Source organism: Romboutsia weinsteinii (assembly GCF_002250835.2).
GTDB classification, from domain to species: Bacteria; Bacillota; Clostridia; order Peptostreptococcales; family Peptostreptococcaceae; genus Romboutsia_A; species Romboutsia_A weinsteinii.
Genome location: NZ_NOJY02000025.1, coordinates 22,537 through 43,319, shown reverse-complemented (window position 1 = coordinate 43,319; position 20,783 = coordinate 22,537). Strand labels below are relative to the sequence as shown.

Here is a 20,783-nt window from a genome sequence, read left to right as displayed (position 1 = left end):
CTACATCCTCACCCTTTTGTATAAGTTGATGTACAGCATGACTCCCTATATATCCAGCTCCACCACAAACTAATATTGACATTATAATTCCTCCAAAATTTTAATTTATAGCTAGTAGTTAATACTAGCCGCTTACTAATTAATAAAACTTTTTATCCTATTTTCCTAGCTCCATCTGATATATCAGCTACATAAAAATCAGGCTTATATCCTATTTTATCTTCATAAGACTTAGTTACATTTTCTATGAAGTTTTCTACAGCATCTTCTTTCACTATACTTACTGTACATCCACCAAATCCAGCTCCAGTCATTCTAGATCCTATTACCCCGTCTTGTTCAAGAGATACAGCTACTAACGTATCTAGTTCTAGCCCTGTTACTTCATAATCTTCTCTAAGTGAAGTATCCGAAGCTATCATTAATTTTCCAAATAATTCTATATCATTTTCTTCTAAAGCTTTAACTGCTTTTAAAGTTCTTTGATTTTCATATACTGCATGCCTTGCTCTCTTTCTTTCTACTTCATTCTCAATTAAATAAGCATTCTTATCGAAGACCTCTTCGCTAAGTTCTCCTAATTCATTGAAGTTTAGTTCTTTTTTAAGAGCAGTTTTAGCATTTGCACACTCTTCGCATCTTTCATTATATTTAGAGTCAGCCAATCCTCTTCTTTTATTTGAGTTTGCTATTACTATTTTATATCCATCTAAATTTATATGGCTATATCTATAGTTTAGTGTATTGCAATCTAGTAATATAGCACAATCCTTTTGACCCATACCTATTGAGAATTGATCCATTATTCCACAACTTACACCTATAAATTTATTTTCAGCTTCCTGAGATATCTTTACAATATCTATCATATCTATATTTAAGTTATTATAGTGATTAAATATTACTCCAGTTAATACTTCTATAGATGCTGATGAAGAAAGTCCAGCACCATTTGGTATATTCCCAAATACTAATATATCTAGACCACCTTCAATTTCATAATTGCGCTCTTGTAAAACTTTTATAACTCCTTTAGGATAATTTGCCCAATCATCTTTTTCATCATAAACAATATTGTCTAAATCAAATTCTATTACACCTAATTGCTCAAAGTTTATAGAGTACATTCTAACTTTTCTATCTTCTCTTCTCGCTGCTACACCATATGTTCCAAATGATAGTGCACAAGGAAATACATGCCCACCATTATAATCTGTATGTTCACCAATTAAGTTTACTCTTCCTGGTGAGAAAAATATATCTTCACTTTCTCTATTAAATATTTCTATAAAATCATGTTTTAGTTTGTTTACCATCTTCCTATCTCCCCTAATATTAAATTTTATTTTATCTAATCTTTATATATTTATATTTCTATATTTTTTAAAGCATTTTCTATTTGATCTACTATATCTTTATTATCGTCTTTTCTAAGAAACCACTTTTCATTTAGAATTACTTTTTCACCTTTAGATATAGTTTTTAATTTTCCTAAACTTTCTAACTCTAAAAACAACTCCTTTGTATACACTTCGAAGTTCACACCATAATCTGAGTAGTCCTTCGGTTGCGAGTACTTATCATCAAAAGTTTTAAAGAATATAGTGTCATCTATTTGGTATGCTGACCATCCACAGTCATTATTAATACCTATTTTAAAAGCGTCATAGTTACATGTATCTTGAGTAATCTTTAAGTATTTCTTTTCTATAAATTCCATTCTTTTATCATTTAACTTAGTATATGGCCAATATGCAAACACTTTATTAGGTGTAAAAGCTGTTTTTTCATTACATATTGGAGTAATACTTACTCCGTTTTTTGCAAGTGTTGTTATAGCCCATGGAGCTATAGTTTTCTCTTCTTCTCCTAAGTTTAAGATTTCATTAGTTATACTTACCTCACTTGAATCTTCTTTAAGAATTATTGTTAATATTTTTTGTACGTTATTACTTTCTTCTCTTGGACCATATACTACAATTCCATTTTCTATTTCTTCATATGTCACATCACCATTATCAGGATAATAACTTGATGGCATATATTCTGGACTCATCCAAAGCCTATGACCACCATATAAAAACCATTTATCATCACTGTATTCATCGTAAGTTGACAAATCTTCACTTACTAATCTATTTATATCCTCAAATAAAACGTTATCCTCTCCTAAAAAAGCATACTTTATTATTCTTGGACCTACTTGTAAAGGTACAAGTAACTCTACAATATTATTTGTAATTCGCACACATCTTCCAAAATTTTCATATTCAATTTGATTAGTTTCAATTCTACCCATCTAATATCCCCCTTTATTTATTATTATACCTATATAGTAAACGATTACTATCTTGATGTAAAGAGTTTCCTAAGTATATTAGTAAATAAATTTTATCTCAAGGTTGCATTTTAAAAAATTTTAAATATTATATAATATATTGAATTATTTGGAGGGAAAGTAATGGATTTTATTGACAACTTAGTCGCAAAGCGTTTTGGCGATTTGTCTTTTTTTAGCACAAGTAGTAGATTATACAAGTTTGAGAAAATAAAGAAAGTTACTAATGAAACTAGAATAAGAAGACCTGATATAACTCTCATAGATATGGGTGTAGGAGAACCTGACAAAGGTGCTGATAAAGTTTTATGTGACATATTAAATATTGAATCAAGAAGACCAGAAAACAGATTTTATGCTGATAATGGTATTTTAGAATTTCAGGAAGCTGCTTGTAAATATTTAAAGAAAATGTACAACCTAACTGGTATAACTGTAGATAATGTAATGCATGGTATAGGTTCTAAATCAATACTTGCAATGTTACCTCTTGCTTTTATAAATCCTGGTGATGTATGCCTTATGACTGTACCTGGATACCCTATCTTAGGTACCTATAGTAAATTCTGTGGTGGTGAGGTTTATAACTTACCTCTTTGTCCAGAAAATGATTTTTTCCCTAATCTTGATAGTATCCCAGAAGATATCTTAAAAAGAGCAAAATTATTATATCTAAACTACCCTAATAACCCTACAGGTCAGGTTGCTAGTAAAGCCTTTTATGAATATGTAATTAATTTTGCTAAAAAAAATAATATCTTTATAGTTTCAGACTTGGCTTATGGACCATTAGTTTATGATGGTTATAAACCTCTTAGCATAATGAGTATTGATGGTAGTATGGATGTTTGTGTTGAACTTCATTCCCTATCTAAAGCATTTAATATGACTGGATGGAGACTAGCTTTTATTGTTGGTTCAAAGAAAATGATTAAACTTTTTTCAACTGTAAAAGGGCATACTGATTCTGGTCAATTTAGAGCGATTCAAAAAGCTGGCGCTTATGCACTTGAAAATCCTCAGCTTATTAATGAAAATTGCGAAAGATATTCTAGAAGATTTAATATGTTGGTTGAAGCATTACGAGAAGTTGGATTTAATGCAAAAAAACCTAAATCTGGATTTTATGTTTATGTACCTATACCTATAGGTGTAAAAAATGGAGTTAGGTTTAATGATGCTGAGGAAGCTAGCTTATATATTCTATCCAATGCTCTAATTTCAACAGTGCCTTGGGATGACTGTGGATCCTTCTTAAGATTTTCTACTACATTTGAGGCAAATACTATAGAAGATGAGTTGTATATTATTAATGAACTTAAGGATAGATTAACTAGTTTAAATCTAGAATTTTAAGATATACAAAACAAATCTATTTATAGATGCTGTTATAATCCGTTATTAGTTATTAAATGACAGCGTCTATAAATAATTTTCATTTTAATGTATTATTTTAATTTTCTGTTATTTATATTTCTTCAAACATTTACAAATTATATACATTTGTATAAAATATTCTTATAAGATTTTATTATTTAGTAAATTTGTATTTTGGGGGAATATAATATGTTTAAGCAGACTACCTGCATAAGCTTTGAAGAATATGGGGATGTTCTATCTTATCTATCTAACTACGATGTATGTTTAGAACACAAAAAATCTATTGTCTTAACAGAAAGATCTATAGATAAACTTTTCTATACTCAGGATGAGATATTTATAAAACTAAAAAAAGGGGTAATTTTAATCTTAGTTTCAAAAGATGGCCTATTTGAAAATATTGAGTCCTATATTTTAAATGGCCGAGTTAAATTGAATAAAGGAATATACTATAACTTTATTCCTATATCTGATGATTGTATGTTAAATATATATTCTAATAGTATATCTAATGAGTCCTTACAATTAGATTATTCATATACTTATAATGAAATCATACCAACAATAAACATTGATAAAATTTATACACGATTTTATCAAGATAAACCAACAAACTATTTATTCAAAGGTGAAAAACATTCATTTTGGGAGCTTACATTTGTTGATAGAGGGGTTTTGTATACTAAACTAGATGGTATAGAGTATAAACTTAAGCAAAATGATATTATTTTTTATGCACCTAATCAATATCATTCTCAGTATACCGATGATAAGAAATCTTGTTCTTATCTAACAATGAGCTTTGATATGAACTTTACTAATTTTGAACTTCTATCTAATAAAGTTTTTTCTTGTAGTAAAGATATATATACTATTGTTGACAATTTAATCAAAGAGCTGAATTCTAATAATATATATTCTTATGAACTAGCACTTTGTTACCTAAAACAAATTATTATTAAGGTGCTTACTTTAGATTTTGACAATATTGTTATAAAACCATTAAATACAGTTCAACAACATTTTGATAATGAACTTTTAGATACTATTTTAGAATTTATACATAGCAATATATCTTTAAATATAGATGTACAAACTCTATGTGATAAGTTCAGTATAAGTAGTTCAAAGCTTCATTTGCTATTCAAATCTAATCTAAATACTACAGCTACTGCGTACATAAGTAATATAAAATTGAATAAAAGCAAAGATCTACTTAAAGAGTCTAATCATACAATTAGCCAGATTTCTGAAATTCTTGGATTTACTTCTGTTCACTATTTCTCAAAAAAATTCAAGAAAAATTATGGATTTTCTCCTAGCGAGTACTTAAGATCTGTTAATAAAAATACTCAATAATAATTAATATAAAAAAGTGGTTAACTGTTTTAATTTACATTAACCACTTTTTTATTTATATTATTCTTTTCCAGCGGATACCGCTATACTTGAAATAAATTTCTTTTGGAATATGGCAAATACTATTATCATCGGAATAATAGATAAAACCGAACCTGCCATAAGCTTTGGATAATGTGTCCCAAATTGACCTATAAATACTCTAAGTCCTGCTGCTAATGGTAGTTTATCTGGTGTTGAGTTAACTATAAGTGGCCATAAGAAGCTATTCCATGCACCAAGACCTCCAAGTATTGCAACTGTAGCTAGGGTAGGTCTTACTATAGGTAACATCAATTTAAAGAATATCGTAAATTGTGATGCTCCATCAATTATTGCAGCTTCTTCCATATCTCTTGGTATAGATTTAAAGTTTTGTCTTAATAAAAATGTATAGTATATACTAAATATTCCAGGTAATATTATAGCTGTAAGAGTATTTAACAGTCCCATACCTTGTATAATTTGATATTGAGGTATTATGTACATTTGCCCTGGTACCATCATCGCTGCCATTAAAAGCATGAATATTGTCTCTTTGAATTTAAAATCAAGTCTTGCAAATGCATATGCAGCTGGTGTTACTATTATTAATTGAAATACAACAGTTAATAAAGTAATAACTATTGTGTTCATATAGTATTTTGCAAATGGGAATTCTTTAAAGATTGCTGTATAGTTTTCAAATCTTAATATTTCAGGGAAAATCTTAGGCGGTACAGCTTCAGATTCAGCCAATGTTTTTACTGATGTCAGTAACATCCATATAAATGGTAATGCTATAAATATAGCTAGCACTATAAGAGTAACATGTGTTAGTAGTTTAGAACTTTTTTTCATCTCCATATAATTATCCCCCTTAACCTTATTCGTCAGAATAATGAACCCATCTTTTTTGTAATTTAAATTGAATTAACGTTATAGTCATTATAATTAAGAATAAGATTACAGCTACTGCAGATGCATAGCCCTTGTCCCCTAGAGTAAATCCTAAATCGTAGAAGTATCTTGTCATTGTTATTGTTGCACTATATGCAGGACTTTCTTGCTTTATAAGCATAAATACTACATCAAATAATTGGAATGATCCTATAAGAGACCATATTACAACAAAGAATATACTTGGAGTTAGTAGTGGTATTGTTATATGTGTAAATTGCTTAAATGATGTTGCTCCATCTATTGAAGCCGCCTCATAATAAGTTTCTGGTATAGACTGCAATCCGCCTAATAATATCATTATCTTATATCCTAGTCCACTCCATATTATAAATACTACTATTACTATTTTTGCTAATTGTGGGTCAGTAAACCATAATTGCCCTTCTACACCAACTAGCTCTAATAATTGATTAACCAAACCATAACTTGAATTAAACATCCATTTAAATACTAATGTAGATGCTGATGCCATAGTTACTACTGGTAAGAAGTATATAGTACGATATAAAGTCTTTCCTTTAATTTTTTTATTTAATAAATTAGCTATACAAACAGATACCGTAACCGTTATAGGAACCGTAATTATAACATAGAAGAAAGTATTACCAACCGCTTTATAAAATAGTGGATCTGAGAATAATTTTGTAAAATTTTCAACACCTATAAAGTTCCATCTTCCAAATGAACCAAGATCAGTTAAACTATAGAATAAGTTCAATACAAATGGTATAAAGTTAAATACTAGCACTCCCACTAATAGTGGCATTATAAAACTGTATCCAGTGATGTTTGCTTTTCTTTTTCTTCTTGATGCAGCCGAGTTCTTCTTTGGCTTTTCTTTATAAACCTGTGCTTCTTGCAATTAAATCCCTCCTTATATCTATGTTTTAAAATAGTACAGGTCTTCTTAACCTGTACTATTTAGCTTGTAAATTATTTTTTGGGTTCACTATCTAATATTTTTTGTACACCTTCTTGAGATTTTTTTACAACTTCATCTAAAGGCATTTTACCTTGCATAAATGCATTTGTATTGTCAGTTATTACCTGACCCCATTTTTGAGTTTCAAATGTACTAGGTAATGGCATTGCATTTTTAGATACTTCATCAAGTATAGCTCCATCAATACCTAATTTATTTTTTATTGTATCACTGTATAGCTTTTGAACATTTTTATGGGCTTGTGGCACCAAAGCTAATTCCGTATATTTCTCCATAGATTCTTCACTAGATATATATTTTATAAAATCAAATGCTTCATCAGGATTCTTACAGTTAGAAGATATTGCATTTCCAAGTCCATGTATTACACTATTACTTTCAACACCTTCTTTTATTGTAGGTAATTCATATATTCCAAACTTACCAGCAACTTGAGATTGTTCTTTATCAGAATAAGCAAATATATGATAAGTACTAGACTGTATAGCTAATGCCTTATTTGATTTAAATAATGTACCAGCACCTATCTCAGTAGTTACATCTGATGGACTGTGAACATCACTTTTTAATAACCCAAAATACTTTTCAAAACCTTCTTTTGATTCTGGTGTGTCTATCATTGCTTTGGTCTTATCATCACTTATTATAGAACCTCCAGCTGCTGCTACCTGATTAAATACTCCTAATTGAGTACTTTCTGTTCCATATGAAGTTATAGGATATGTACCCTCTGGCAATTTAGTTTTAGCATCTTTTAACCATTCCATCATCTCATCCCAATTCCAATTTGGAGTAGGTTCTGGTATATTGTACTCTTTTAACATCTCCTTATTAACTAAAAGTACGTTTGCGTCCCAGAAACTTGGCATTGCGTATTGTGATCCTTCATAATTATATAAGCTAGTTATATTTTCTAAGTATTGACTCATATCAATGTTATTTTCTTTTATGTAATCATCCATATTCACTAGAGCTCCACTGTCTGCATATAAACTAAGATTTACTGCATTCATCCAATATATATCTGGTGCAGACCCACCTGTTGCTGCAGTCTCCATCTTTGTCCAGTAATCCTGAAAAGAGTATTGCTCTAACTTAACATCTACATCTGGATTTGCTTCTTCGTATTCACTAATCAATGTTTCAACAGCTTCTTTATGTGTCTGATCCCAGATTGCATATCTTAATTCTACCTTTCCTGAATTATCTGATGAGCTACAACCAACTACTAATCCTATAGTTACTGCTAGTATCCCCGCTATCATTCTCTTTTTAAATGACATTCATAATCCCCCTTTTAAAATACAAATATTTCTTCTTTTGTAGTATCGTTTTCCTCTCTTGTATAAATAAAGTATACCTTATATTATTTTATTTGTATTTGCATTTTCCTATAACATTTTTATACTTTTGCTTATATTTTAGTTTTTATATAGTTTCAATCTCACAAGTTTTACTTATAGCATCAGTCCAAAATTCACTTATATCAACTACTTTTTTATTTAATCTTGAATATTCAGCCGCAAATGCCATAATATGACTCTCTACTGATTTAGTTGCACTAGTTCTAGCTTCACCACCATTTCCACTTACTAGATTAACAAAGTCTTGCATTATGCCGTAGTCGCCTCCACCATGGCCTCCTTGAACTTCATCAGGAGTGATAGTAGTAAACTCATTCTTTCCATACTGTTTAAACTTTTTAATTGTTATCTCATTTTTAACATGGTTCCCACTTACTTCTCCACCTGAAAACATCAGTTTTATTGTTCTATTACAATCTTCTGTAAATGCAGATAAGTTAAATGTTGCAGTTATATCATCTTCAAAATCTAGTATTGTAACCATATGGTCTACAACATTGTTATCACACTTATAGACACATCTTCCATACGGGCCTGTTCTTAATGCTTCTTCTAGATTTTCTTTAGTTGGGATCGGATGAACAACCTTAGGGAATATTGGCTTTTCTGATAGATAAGCTTTTTTTGCAGAGTATTGACACTCTTCTTCTACACTGCAGTCTAAGCATCTATCTGCCATTCCTTCTCTAAAACTTTCCTCTCTCATATGAGATAAGTGACCAAAAGCAGATATACTTCTACAACTTTTTCCTGCTAACCACAATAATATATCCATATCATGACAGCTCTTAGCTAATATTAATGGGCTAGTTTCATCACTATTTCTCCAATTTCCTCTTGTAAAGCTGTGTGCAAAATGCCAATATCCTATGTTTTCATTGTGTTGTATACTTAATAAATCACCAAGTTCTTTACTATCTACAATCCTTTTAAGTTCTGCAAAGAAAGGTGTATATCTTAATACATGGCATATCATAAATATTTGATTTGGATATTCCTTTGATAATTCACCTAATTTAACTATATCCTCTAATTTATTTGACATTGGTTTCTCTAGTAATACATGATATCCTTTTTCTAATGCTAATTTAGTTGGCTCATAGTGAGATTCATCATTATTAGCTATTATTATAGCATCAGATAATCTTTCTTTCGCAAGCAAATCTTCCCATGTCTCAAATAAATTCTCCTCATCAACGCTATATTGCTCTTTAAATAGACCTCTCTTTATTTCATTTGGCTCTGCAACTGCTACAACACTACCAGCCTCTGGATTTTCTAATAAGTAAGGTGCATACGAAAACATCCCTCTTGCACCAGCACCAATAACCGAAACACTTATTTTTTTCATACTATTTCCCCCTGATATTTTTATGAATATGTAATAATTATTTCTTACACTATATATATTACTATTATATTTTGATTCTGTATTTGTACTATTATATTAATATTTTGTAAAATTAAAAAGAAGCCTTTATATTCGTCTATGTAGTAGCTAAATATAAAGGCTTCTTTATTTTATTTATTATATAGTATTTATATTAATTATTGGCTTTCTTAATATATAATCTTTTTCAACATCTATTCCTAACTTAAGTTTTACAATTTGTCTCGCATGAGGCGCAGATTCAATAGGATCTCCATCTTCATTGTACATTTCTTCAATGGATGTAAACATAGTTTCTTTAAAAGGTCCTATCACCTCTATCTTATCCCCTACGTTCATCTTATTTCTTTGCTCTACTGTAACAAGACCACTTTCATCTTTATTTGCTCTAACTATTCCTATGAAATCATAGTTTCTAATATAAGATGCAGATTTGTAATTGTGTGAGTTTGCATCAGGTCTATCAAAGAAGAATCCTGTACTATAATCTCTATGGCTTCCTTTTTTAAGTTCATCTAACCACATCGGATTAAACTTCCAGTTTTCAGGATCAGCATAGTACGTATCTATTGCCATTCTATATGCTCTAACAGTTGTAGCTACATAGTAAGCAGTTTTCATTCTACCTTCTATTTTAAGACTTGTTATTCCACTTTCAAATATTTCTGGGATATATTCTATCATACATAAATCTTTTGAGTTAAAGAAGAATGATGAGTCTATACCTTCTATTACTGATTCATACTCTCCTGGAGAATTTTCTTCCATTAATGTATATTTCCATCTACATGATTGAGCACATGAACCTCTATTAGCATCTCTTCCAGTTGTATAGTTACTAATTACACATTTTCCAGAGTATGACATACACATAGCACCGTGTATAAATGCTTCAATATCCATATCTTCTGGAGTGTTATCTCTTAATTCTTTTATTTCTTTAAAAGATAATTCTCTAGCCATAACCACTCTTTTTGCTCCATGATTATACCAAAAATTTGCTCCTCCTGAGTTAGTAGTACTTGCTTGTGTACTGATGTGTATTTCCATATTAGGTATTATTTCTTTAACTGTAGCAAATACACCTGGATCACTTACTATTACAGCATCTACTCCGATTTCATTAAGCTCTAATAAATAATCTTTTAATTGCTCAAACTCATTACTTCTAGGTATTATATTTATTGTAACAAAAACTTGCTTTCCTCTTTCGTGAGCAAATTTTACGCCTTCTATCATATCTTCTTTAGAGAAGTTTTTTGCTGCAGATCTCATTCCAAATATTTCTCCTCCAAGATATACAGCATCTGCTCCATAAGTAAAAGCTATTTTTAATCTTTCTAAATCACCCGCTGGTGCCAATAATTCTACTTTTCTCATTTTGTCTCCTTCGTTCATCTATATTTATATTATCTGTATTTTACCCAAATATATCATTGTCAAACTAGATTATACCATAAAAGGGACAAGCTAAAAATAGAAAGTATATTCTATATAGCCTGTCCCTTATAATTTGAAATTTTATTACTCTAATTTAATGATTTAACTAACATCCTATATGCAAAATCTTTTTTTCTATCCATTTCTTCAATACTCATTACTTTACAGGCTCCATTATTAGTATTTGAAAGCCCCATAGTAACGCTTAAAATCACAGCTTCTTCATACTCCTTGTCATCTTGTACATTAATAATTTTCTCTTTTACTCCTAAATCAAGTACTTCCCTCATAGTACTTAATATATACATTCTACAGTCAATGATTTCTTGAACACCATCATTAAGGCAATTAAAAATTTGTTGAAACTCTTTACTGGTTAGTAATACTTGAAAAAATGGAAATTTTTTATTCATGCCATCCATTAAATTTTGAAAAATAGTAAAGCACTTTTCTTCAAATGTATTGTAGTTTTTTATATCATCTACTATACTATCAATTTCAATTTGCATATTATAAAGCAGTGATTTTGCTATAATCTCTTCTTTACTTTTAAAATATTCATATACTGTACCTTTTCCAATCCCAGCTGATACTGCTATATCTGATACTCTAATATTATTAATATTGGCTCCACTATCTATTAATTTTATAAACCCTTCAAATATTAATATCTCTTTATTTGAGTAAACTTTATTCTTCATAGTCTTAATCCTCCTCTATAACTATTGGCTTTAATGGTCGTCTATGAAGTAAATCATATAAAGCAGGTACTACAAGAAGTGTAAGTAGTGTAGCGTAAGCTAAACCACCAATAGTTACTATAGCTAGACCTTGTGTCATTTCAGCACCCATTCCTACTCCAACTGCCATGGTTGACATAGCTAATATAGTTGTTAAAGCTGTCATTAGAATTGGGCGAATACGTGTCTTTCCTGCTATTATAATTGCATCTTTTTTATTCATCCCTTCTAATCTTAGCTGATTCACATAGTCTACAAATACTATACCATTATTTACTACTACTCCAGATAATACTAAAAATCCTAACATAGAAATAATACTTAGATCATTATTTGTAATAATAAGTGCTAGAAGTCCACCTGTAAATGCAAGAGGTATAGTAAACATAACTATAAATGGTGATAATAATGATTGGAACTGTGCAACCATAATCAAGTAAATAAATACGATTGCTAACATAATCATAAGCACTAAATCTCTTAATGACTTGTTAATATTTTCATTTTCACCTTGAAGCTCAATATTGTACCCATTTGGAACCTCATAATCTTTAAGTTCATCTTCAACATCTCTACTAACTAAACCGATGTTATGATCAGAATCAATGCTAGCAGTTACTGACATATATCGTACTTGGTTATCATGATTGATAGACGAAGGACTTTGTGCCTCATCTATTTTTGCAATTTCATCTAATTTAATTTCGATCTCTTCATTATTTTTAGTACCTTTGATTTTGTACTTACTTAAACTATCTTTTGATACATTGTTATCATTTACTATAATAATAGGATATTCCTCGCTACCTAAGTTAAGGTTTGTTGACGAGGTCTCACTCTTAATAGCTGACATTATCTCTTGATATACTTGAGCTACAGTTAATCCATACTCCATAGCTTTATTTTTATTCACTATAACACGTGTTTCGCTAGATGAATCATCCATTCCATCTGATATATCTTGTATCCCATCAATCCCTTTAAGAAGTTTTGATATATCTTTAGATATCTCTTGTAACTTGTCTAGCTCTTTACCTTTTATTACTATCTCAATTCCAGAACCACCAAGAGAACCCATATCCATTGCTGATGCACTTATTTTTATTTCACAATTCATATCTTTAGTTTTTTCATATATTAGCTTTTCTACTTGTTTATTTGATAAAGATTTGTCTTCCTTTAAAATAATATAAAAAGACATATCTGAACTACTACTTCCAAGCATAGCGCCTGAATCACTATTTTCTATAGCACCAACAGTCTCTACATCATCAATTTTTCGTACCTTTTCAATAAATTCATCACTTAGGTTAAGTTTATCTTCTCTCTTGGAGTCTTCAGGCATATTCATAGTTGCTGTCATCTGAGTAGAGTCCATAGTTGGCATAAAACTTGTCCCCATAGTCATTGTCTTATATCCACAAAATACTAGTAGTGCCACTGAAAATAAGAGAACTAGCGCCTTATACTTTAAAGTCCATCTAAGTAATTTTTCATAAACACTAATTACTTTATCAAAGAAACTATGAGATTTAGTATCTACATTAGTTAATATTTTTGATGCCATAGCTGGTACAAGTGTCAATGCTACAATCAAACTAGCAACTAGAGAATATGCTATAGTTAATCCCATATCCGTAAATAATTGACGAGTCATACCTTCAGTAAATACTATTGGCAAGAATACACATATTGTTGTAAGTGTTGAAGCAAATATTGCACCCGATACTTGTTTTGCACCATACACAGCAGATTTTGTAATACTCATACCTTGATTTCTAAGTCTATATATATTTTCTATAACAACTATACTATTATCAACTAGCATACCTACTCCAAGTGCTAATCCTGATAAAGAAATAATGTTTAATGTAATTCCACTAAAGTACATTAGCACTATTGAGAACAACAAACTTATAGGAATGCTAAAAGCTATAATAATTGTAGGTTTTATACTCTTTAAGAATATTAACAGAATTATTATTGCTAGAACCCCTCCATAAATTAAATTATCAAGGACACTACTTACAATCATATCTATGTATACACCTTGATCCATTAGTGTTGTAATATGTGTATCTTTATCAGTTTTAGATAGAGATTCTATAGTCTTATTTATTGATTTTGTAACATTTGATGTAGATACTACACTTGACTTTTGAAAAGATAATATTACACCATCATTTCCATTTATATTTGCGTAGGTTTCATCTGAATTGTCTGCTATTTTTACACTAGCAACATCCTTAAGATAAATATTACCTATGCCCTCTACATCTATGTTAAATAATAATAAATTTTCAAGTTCATCAATACTTGAAAACTCATCTCCAACCTTAACCAAATATTGCTGTTCTCCTTCATTTAAATATCCAGCAGGCATAGAAAAATTCTCTGCTGTAAGTATTTTACTCATCATATCTGGTGTTATTTTTCCACTAATATCTGCACTTTTATGTGCTGATTCACGAGCTTCATCTAGTTGAGTTTGAGCTTTTTTTAATTCATTTTCTCCATTAGATATTTGAGCTGATGCTTTTGACAACTCTTGATTTAAAGTTAGTTTACCTGATTCAAGTTCTTTTTCTTTTTCTTTTAGCTGAGCAAGTGAATCTATTGCTGTTACACCTTGTTCAGCTATCTTAATACCTTCAGTTAATTTATTTTCACTTTCTTTTAAAACATTTAGTTTTATCTCTAAATCTTTTGCATCATAATTAGGGTCTTGTGATGCTTTATTTATTAACTCTTCAATGGTTTTAATTTGTGTTTGTATTTCCTTAAGAGCTGCATTACTATTATCAAGGTTTGCAATTATCTCTTCTCGTGACATTCCAATAGCTGCAACAGCGCTTTCTAGTTTTTGTTTCCCTGATTGTAACTCAACACTTGCATTTGCTAAGTTTTGAGTTTGAGTCTTACTTTCTGTCTCAAGGGAAGATTTAGAACTTTGCAATTCAGACTTAGCTTTGTTTAAATCTTGTTGCTTCTTATGTAGTTCTGAATCAACATTTGTAAAAACTTTCTCGTTTATATCTTCTATTTTATTTTTATCTAATGTTATTTTAAGTTTTTCTTCAATTAAACCTGTAGCTGTAACTGATGCTACTCCATCAATTCTCTCAAATTCAGGTATTATTTCATTATTTACATATGTAGATATTTCTTTTATATCCATGTTATTTACATCAACACTCACTGTCATTACTGGCATCATATCAGGATTCATCTTCATAAGCATAGGTGAACCTACACCCTCTTCAAATTGACCTTTTATTAAATCTATTTGCCCGCTCATATCAATCATTGCTGAATCCATATTTATTTTCTGGTTAAATTCTAGCATGACCATACTAGAATTTGCTCTAGATACAGAAGTAATATTTTCAACCCCACTAGTAGTTGCAAGAGCTTGTTCTATTGGCTTTGTAACTGTAGTTTCTACTTTTTCAGGACTTGCTCCTGGATAATTTGTCATAACCATAACATACGGTAGATCTATACTTGGCAATAAGTCTGTTGTCATGTTAGTAAAAGATACTATCCCTAAAATAAAAACCATAACAACTGCTACCACTACTGTAAGTGGTTTTTTTACACTAAATTTTGAAATCAATATTTTACCCGCCTTTATTAGTTTTTACCGACTGACCAGCCAGTCATTTATTATTATAATATATTATTAGACAAAAATCATAATTTCCCTTTATATACACTTTACTTATTTCTTTATATATATTTATTTTCTATTAATTTTTAATCTTTTTATACAAAATAGGAGTGGTTTTAGACCACTCCTATTTTCCAATCATTTATATTCTAGCCTTCCCATTCATTTCTACATATGCTGTAGTTATAAATATCAAAAAACTCATTATTTTCCTCGAATCTATTTTCTTCAACAGCAACTCTATTCATGCCAAGCTTTTTTAATATGTTAATACTTTTATTGTTTTTGCAGATTGAATCTGCATATATATGATTTACCTTTCTAGTTTCAAACATGTGTCCCACAAGTGCTTTTGCTGACTCAAGTCCATAACCCCTACCCCAATGTTCTTTCTTAATTTGATAGAACAAACCATAACTTTTCTCATAATAATTTATTGTCGGTGCACCAACTACGCCTATTATACCTTCATTGTCATATACGGTATACACTCCTGCAGAATTTTCCTTTTCTGATATTTTTAAAATCTTATCTATATATTCTTCACAATCTACAATACTAGTTTTTAAGTTTGTATTAGTATATCTTATTACATCTTCATTAGACCATAATGTTAGTAATTCTTTTGCATGATTTTTACAAATAGGTACTAAATTAAGTCTATCTGTCTTTATATCCATATTCTCCTCCTCTATTATTTTGTTCTATATTACTATATTCTACATTTTATTCTCTATTTCCTTCAAAATCTATATTCTAAACACTATATGGTATATTATGGTATAATTTATGTATAACCTATTCTTAGGAGGTAAAAAATGACTGACTTAACCAAGGGCAATGAAGGTAAATCAATATTTTTATTTGCAATGCCCATGCTTATTGGAAGCTTATTTCAACAACTTTATAATACAGCTGACAGTATTATAGTAGGAAGATTTATAGGTAAAGAAGCTATGGCAGCAGTATCTGGCGCTAATCCTATTATGCTTTTATTAGTATCTTTACTTATGGGTGTTGGACTTGGGTTTTCTATCTTAATTTCTCAATTTTACGGGGCTGGAGATTTAAAAAAAGTAAAATCTACAATAGATACTACTTATATTTTTGTGTTTATTTCTTCAATAATTATAACATTTATTGGTGTTTTCTTTAGTGGACCTATATTAAGACTAATTAATACGCCTAGTGATATATTCACTCAGGCGAAAACTTATCTAATAGTAATCTTTGTTGGAACATTATTTTCTGTTGGGTATAATTCTGTCACTGCTATACTTAGAGGGCTTGGTGATTCTACTACTCCATTATATTTCCTTATACTTTCAACTATATTAAATATTATTTTAGATGTTGTATTTATTATTAACCTCAAAATGGGTGTAGAAGGTGTTGCTCTTGCTACTATAATAGCTCAAGGTGTTGCTTTTATTTGTAGTATAGTTTACTTAAATAAAAAACATGATATTTTAAAAATTAGTATAAAAAATCTTAAATACGATAAAGAAATATTTTCACTTGGTATGAAACTCGGAATTCCAAGTGGCATACAACAAATGTTATTCTCTGTCGGGAATATCGCATTGCAGTCTTTGGTTAATAGCTATGGAACTTCTGCTATGGCTGCATTTGGAGCTAGTTCAAAAATAGAAACATTTATATCTTTACCAATTATTAATCTAGGTGCAGCTGTCTCTACCTTTGTAGCTCAAAATATGGGTGCAGGAGAAACTAAAAGAGTAAAAAAAGGTGTTAGTGCCTCTATCAAAATTGCTATCATAATATCAATTTTTGTAACTATTATATTCTTATTATTTAGTAGAGATCTCGTATCATTGTTTAATACTGATACGGAAGTCGTTAATATTGGAAGCTCTTATTTATTAATTGTCGGACCTTTCTTTGTATTTGTATGTGCAACCTTCATGCTTTCTAGTGCAATTAAAGGTGCTGGAGATTCTATGTTTGCTATGATTAGTTCAGTTATCTCTTTATGGCTTGCTAGAATACCATTTGCTTATTTATTATCAAGTTTTTTTGGAATAAATGGTATTTGGATGGCTATTCCAGTAGGATGGATTGTTGGATCTTTAGTAACCACTATATATTATATAAAAGGTAGTTGGAAAAATAAATCTGTAGTAAATAGCAACTTAAAAGAAGAAAATCTTTTAGTTGAATAAATAATAAAAATAAGCTATTAATAGAATTGCTTTATAGTCTATTAATAGCTTATTTTTTATAATATTTGTTTAAATCTTTATTTTGTTTGTAGTAAATATTCCTTAACTTCTAATAAATCATTACATATTTTACATGCACGCTCTCTCATGATTTCATCTGGATCTTTTAGATCTGGTATATTTATTACTCGTATACCTGCCTTAAAAGCTGCTTCTATACCAGCTGGTGAGTCTTCAAGTACTAGGCAGCCTTTCGGTTCTAATCCTAATTGTGTCGCAGCTTTAATAAATATTTCTGGATCAGGCTTAGAGTTATTTATATCATCACCACATACAATAGTATCAAACCTTTCTCTAAGTCCTATTCTCTCAAGTCTCTCTACTGCAATTTTTCTAAATGTAGAGGTTGCCAATGCAACTTTATAACCACTAGCTTGTAAAAAATCAAATATCTCATACACTCCAAGCTTTACTGGTAAGTCATTTTCATCTAAATATTTCAGCATAGCATTTACTTTTTCACTATATATTTCTTCTAAAGGTAGTTCTGAACCAAATTCTGATTTAAGAATTTCAAATACGCCCTTTTTATTTCTTCCTATAACAGAACCATATAGTTCTCTGCTCATTTCTTTTTTATATTTTTCTAGTTCTTGCTTCCAAAACATAAATGATATTCTCTCTGTATCTACTAGTACTCCATCCATATCAAATATAATCCCTTTTATTTTATTCATATGCTCCTTCAATATGATTTGTATTTATAATAAATGATTTTAATATTTTTTAGTAAGATTATCCTTAAAATAAAGTAATATTAGAAAGTAATTTATTCATATTAGTCTGTAAATTCACATCTAAGTAAGTAAACCTCATCTATATCTTTAATCTCATTTATATTATTTTCTAAGTCATTGTAAAATTCACTTGAAGGTAAAGTTATACCATCCTCAATAGAATAACAAATGCTTGCTAGTACCATATTTTCTGTAATTGGATTATTTGCAGCTTCATTACTTCCCCATGATACTGAGTAATTATCTTCATGATTAGGTAGTACTCCCTGTATAGAATTCACCTTTCTGTCGCTTTTATCACTATTAATTGATATACTGAACCTTTCTTTTGTTCCTCCTTGTAAGCCACCACTAGTTTCAACACTTGTAAAAACAATCTTTCCATTACCTTCTATTTCAGCAGTAACATGGTTTGTGGCATCATCTACTTTTTCCCCAAATTCATATTTTTCAACCCATAATGACACTCCATTATACTTACCATTTACATTAAAATCAAATTCAAAACTCATGTCTGTATGATCTAATTCTAGCTGTTCTTGATTTTCGTCTAGTTGAAGCTCTGAAGATTTAGTTACGGATTTGTTTGGTACTGATATTGTATTAACTTTCATTAAGTCTTCATTATTCCAAGCTACTAAAGTTAATACAACTAAAACTGATATTGAAATAATTAATATTTTTTTCATTTGATTATCCCCCCATAAATGCAATCAAATTTATTTTATTACTTATACTACATCAAAATATTATAATATTAGTTCTGATATAAGATAGTAGCCTTATATATTTAAAATTATATATTCATGATAAAGATACCTTTATTTTTTTAGCAATTTGTTTAAATTTACCTCATTTAATATCAATTACACACTTTTTAATTCTAATCTCGATACAATAATTTATTATAATTTACATAAAGTTAGGAAAATCTAATCATGGATTTATTTGGCAAGGAGGTAGTATAATGAAAGTGATAAAATATATGCTTGTTTATCTATAATACCACTGGCTGGACTTATGGGTGAAGGAACTGAAGAGATTTTATACTATTCTGGTCCTAAAAATTGGTAGTTTTTTAAATGGTACATTTGGAAATGCAACAGAACTTATTGCTTCTGTACTAATTGCAAATAGAGTTTCTCATGATGGAGAATCAAATTAGCTAGAAGGTATTCAGCTATTATCGGTATATCTTATAATTTGATAATTGCTTGCTTATCATAATATAACTTATATTTTTATACTAAGCTACATAACTACTTCTTTTTTACAAATACTATTATAATAAATTTATTTTATTATAAAGGAGATTATTATGACTAAGAAAAAAATCAATTCCAATGAAGAAGATAATATATATCTAGATAAATACAGTGACCAATATCGAGATATAATGGATAACCTGGATATAGAAGAAAGTACTGATAGTGAAACAACTGATATAAGAGGATTTAGAGTAGTTAATTCAAATAATGCATATCCCCAAAAAGATTATTCTAATCATTTAGGTGTAGTCAATCACAAGGATACATTAAAATAATACTTATTTTACTCATATATTTCAGAATAAGTAGTGATAAATATGTTCACTACTTATTTTTATATTTAGTATTACTCTTTGATATTGATTTTGTTAACGAGTATATTAAGATAATAAATAATACTATATTTACCGGATTTGAAGCATCTCTAATATCTCTTATAAATATTAATACAAATAATATGATATATATAGCGATACATAATAATCTATTTTTATTAAAAATAGTAATCCCCCCATTCTACAATATCTCTAATAACTATTCTACAAGTATACTCAAATCCCTTTCTTTTACCTAATATAAGCTATTGTTTAATATTTTATGATATATTTTTCAATTCTATAAATACACTAAAATAAAAGAACTAGTGCAGATTAGACTACTCTGGTTCTTTTATTTCTATTATCTACTTATCACTCTATTTCATAGATTTATTTTCTTTTTCCATTTGATGCTTTATCTCTTTTGAAAATTTCTTTTCTTCATATTTTTCTTTAGCATCTTCCATTTTAGTTTCCACATTTGCTACAAATCCTTGTGCATCTTCCTTTAAATTTTCAGCAGTATTTTTTACTGTTTTTCCTACTTTTTGTGCTCCTTTTTTTATATCATCTTTCATATGTTCCATATCATGTTTAAGATTTCCCATTTAAA

General features: G+C 29.3%; 19 protein-coding genes. 5 read left to right on the top strand and 14 right to left on the bottom strand.

Annotated elements, in window-relative coordinates; translation table 11 throughout:
* From CHL78_RS13230 to CHL78_RS13220, 3 genes are all read right to left on the bottom strand, one after another.
* On the bottom strand, window positions 1-82 hold an 82-nt coding region (locus tag CHL78_RS13230), incomplete at its 3' end, for an NAD-dependent epimerase/dehydratase family protein (RefSeq protein WP_116041504.1).
* A gap of 70 nt (window positions 83-152) precedes the next feature.
* The gene (locus CHL78_RS13225) at window positions 153-1,316 is read right to left on the bottom strand and encodes a galactokinase (RefSeq protein ID WP_094367686.1); all 1,164 of its coding nucleotides are present in this window, start codon (window positions 1,314-1,316) and stop codon (window positions 153-155) included.
* Window positions 1,317-1,366: 50 nt separating this feature from the next.
* Window positions 1,367-2,299, bottom strand: coding sequence for a hypothetical protein (locus CHL78_RS13220; RefSeq protein ID WP_094367687.1), 933 nt, complete (start codon window positions 2,297-2,299; stop codon window positions 1,367-1,369).
* A gap of 162 nt (window positions 2,300-2,461) precedes the next feature.
* Here CHL78_RS13220 and CHL78_RS13215 point away from each other — a divergent pair, with 162 nt between their 5' ends.
* A complete protein-coding gene (locus tag CHL78_RS13215; protein WP_094367688.1) occupies window positions 2,462-3,694 on the top strand; it encodes an LL-diaminopimelate aminotransferase in 1,233 nt (410 codons plus the stop codon).
* 210 nt (window positions 3,695-3,904) lie between these two features.
* On the top strand, window positions 3,905-5,077 hold the full coding sequence (locus CHL78_RS13210) for an AraC family transcriptional regulator (RefSeq protein ID WP_094367689.1): 1,173 nt from the start codon (window positions 3,905-3,907) through the stop codon (window positions 5,075-5,077).
* Window positions 5,078-5,137: 60 nt separating this feature from the next.
* On the opposite strand, the gene CHL78_RS13205 is transcribed toward CHL78_RS13210, so the two are convergent.
* The 8 genes from CHL78_RS13205 to CHL78_RS13170 all read right to left on the bottom strand — a co-directional run bounded on the left by CHL78_RS13205 (window position 5,138) and on the right by CHL78_RS13170 (window position 16,285).
* Window positions 5,138-5,962 carry a carbohydrate ABC transporter permease gene (locus tag CHL78_RS13205; protein WP_243446442.1) on the bottom strand — a complete coding sequence of 275 codons (825 nt, stop codon included), beginning with the start codon at window positions 5,960-5,962 and terminating at the stop codon, window positions 5,138-5,140.
* Between the two features lie 19 nt (window positions 5,963-5,981).
* Window positions 5,982-6,920: a carbohydrate ABC transporter permease gene (locus tag CHL78_RS13200; protein ID WP_199534052.1), complete on the bottom strand. Its 939-nt coding sequence runs from the start codon at window positions 6,918-6,920 to the stop codon at window positions 5,982-5,984.
* A gap of 71 nt (window positions 6,921-6,991) precedes the next feature.
* Complete coding sequence (locus CHL78_RS13195) at window positions 6,992-8,284, bottom strand: ABC transporter substrate-binding protein (RefSeq protein WP_116041503.1); 1,293 nt, start codon at window positions 8,282-8,284, stop codon at window positions 6,992-6,994.
* A gap of 145 nt (window positions 8,285-8,429) precedes the next feature.
* Entirely contained in the window at window positions 8,430-9,716 is a 1,287-nt protein-coding gene (locus CHL78_RS13190) for a Gfo/Idh/MocA family protein (protein ID WP_094367604.1), read from the bottom strand.
* A 177-nt stretch (window positions 9,717-9,893) separates the two neighbouring features.
* Window positions 9,894-11,135 carry a peptidase U32 family protein gene (locus tag CHL78_RS13185; protein WP_094367603.1) on the bottom strand — a complete coding sequence of 414 codons (1,242 nt, stop codon included), beginning with the start codon at window positions 11,133-11,135 and terminating at the stop codon, window positions 9,894-9,896.
* Window positions 11,136-11,284: 149 nt separating this feature from the next.
* Window positions 11,285-11,896, bottom strand: a complete 612-nt coding sequence (locus CHL78_RS13180; protein ID WP_094367602.1) for a TetR/AcrR family transcriptional regulator — start codon at window positions 11,894-11,896, stop codon at window positions 11,285-11,287.
* 4 nt (window positions 11,897-11,900) lie between these two features.
* Window positions 11,901-15,551, bottom strand: coding sequence for an efflux RND transporter permease subunit (locus CHL78_RS13175; protein ID WP_094367601.1), 3,651 nt, complete (start codon window positions 15,549-15,551; stop codon window positions 11,901-11,903).
* 203 nt (window positions 15,552-15,754) lie between these two features.
* Window positions 15,755-16,285, bottom strand: coding sequence for a GNAT family N-acetyltransferase (locus tag CHL78_RS13170; RefSeq protein ID WP_094367600.1), 531 nt, complete (start codon window positions 16,283-16,285; stop codon window positions 15,755-15,757).
* A gap of 138 nt (window positions 16,286-16,423) precedes the next feature.
* Here CHL78_RS13170 and CHL78_RS13165 point away from each other — a divergent pair, with 138 nt between their 5' ends.
* Window positions 16,424-17,788: an MATE family efflux transporter gene (locus CHL78_RS13165; protein WP_094367599.1), complete on the top strand. Its 1,365-nt coding sequence runs from the start codon at window positions 16,424-16,426 to the stop codon at window positions 17,786-17,788.
* Window positions 17,789-17,865: 77 nt separating this feature from the next.
* On the opposite strand, the gene CHL78_RS13160 is transcribed toward CHL78_RS13165, so the two are convergent.
* Window positions 17,866-18,525, bottom strand: a complete 660-nt coding sequence (locus CHL78_RS13160) for an HAD family hydrolase (RefSeq protein WP_094367598.1) — start codon at window positions 18,523-18,525, stop codon at window positions 17,866-17,868.
* Window positions 18,526-18,626: 101 nt separating this feature from the next.
* Entirely contained in the window at window positions 18,627-19,274 is a 648-nt protein-coding gene (locus CHL78_RS13155) for a hypothetical protein (RefSeq protein WP_094367597.1), read from the bottom strand.
* Between the two features lie 335 nt (window positions 19,275-19,609).
* On the opposite strand from CHL78_RS13155, the gene CHL78_RS21455 reads away from it, so the two are divergent.
* Complete coding sequence (locus CHL78_RS21455; RefSeq protein WP_330408633.1) at window positions 19,610-19,750, top strand: hypothetical protein; 141 nt, start codon at window positions 19,610-19,612, stop codon at window positions 19,748-19,750.
* Window positions 19,751-19,903: 153 nt separating this feature from the next.
* A complete protein-coding gene (locus CHL78_RS13145; protein ID WP_094367596.1) occupies window positions 19,904-20,128 on the top strand; it encodes a hypothetical protein in 225 nt (74 codons plus the stop codon).
* A 419-nt stretch (window positions 20,129-20,547) separates the two neighbouring features.
* Here the strand turns inward: CHL78_RS13145 and CHL78_RS13140 are convergent, their stop codons facing one another.
* Window positions 20,548-20,778 carry a hypothetical protein gene (locus CHL78_RS13140; RefSeq protein ID WP_094367595.1) on the bottom strand — a complete coding sequence of 77 codons (231 nt, stop codon included), beginning with the start codon at window positions 20,776-20,778 and terminating at the stop codon, window positions 20,548-20,550.
* Window positions 20,779-20,783: the final 5 nt, after the last annotated feature.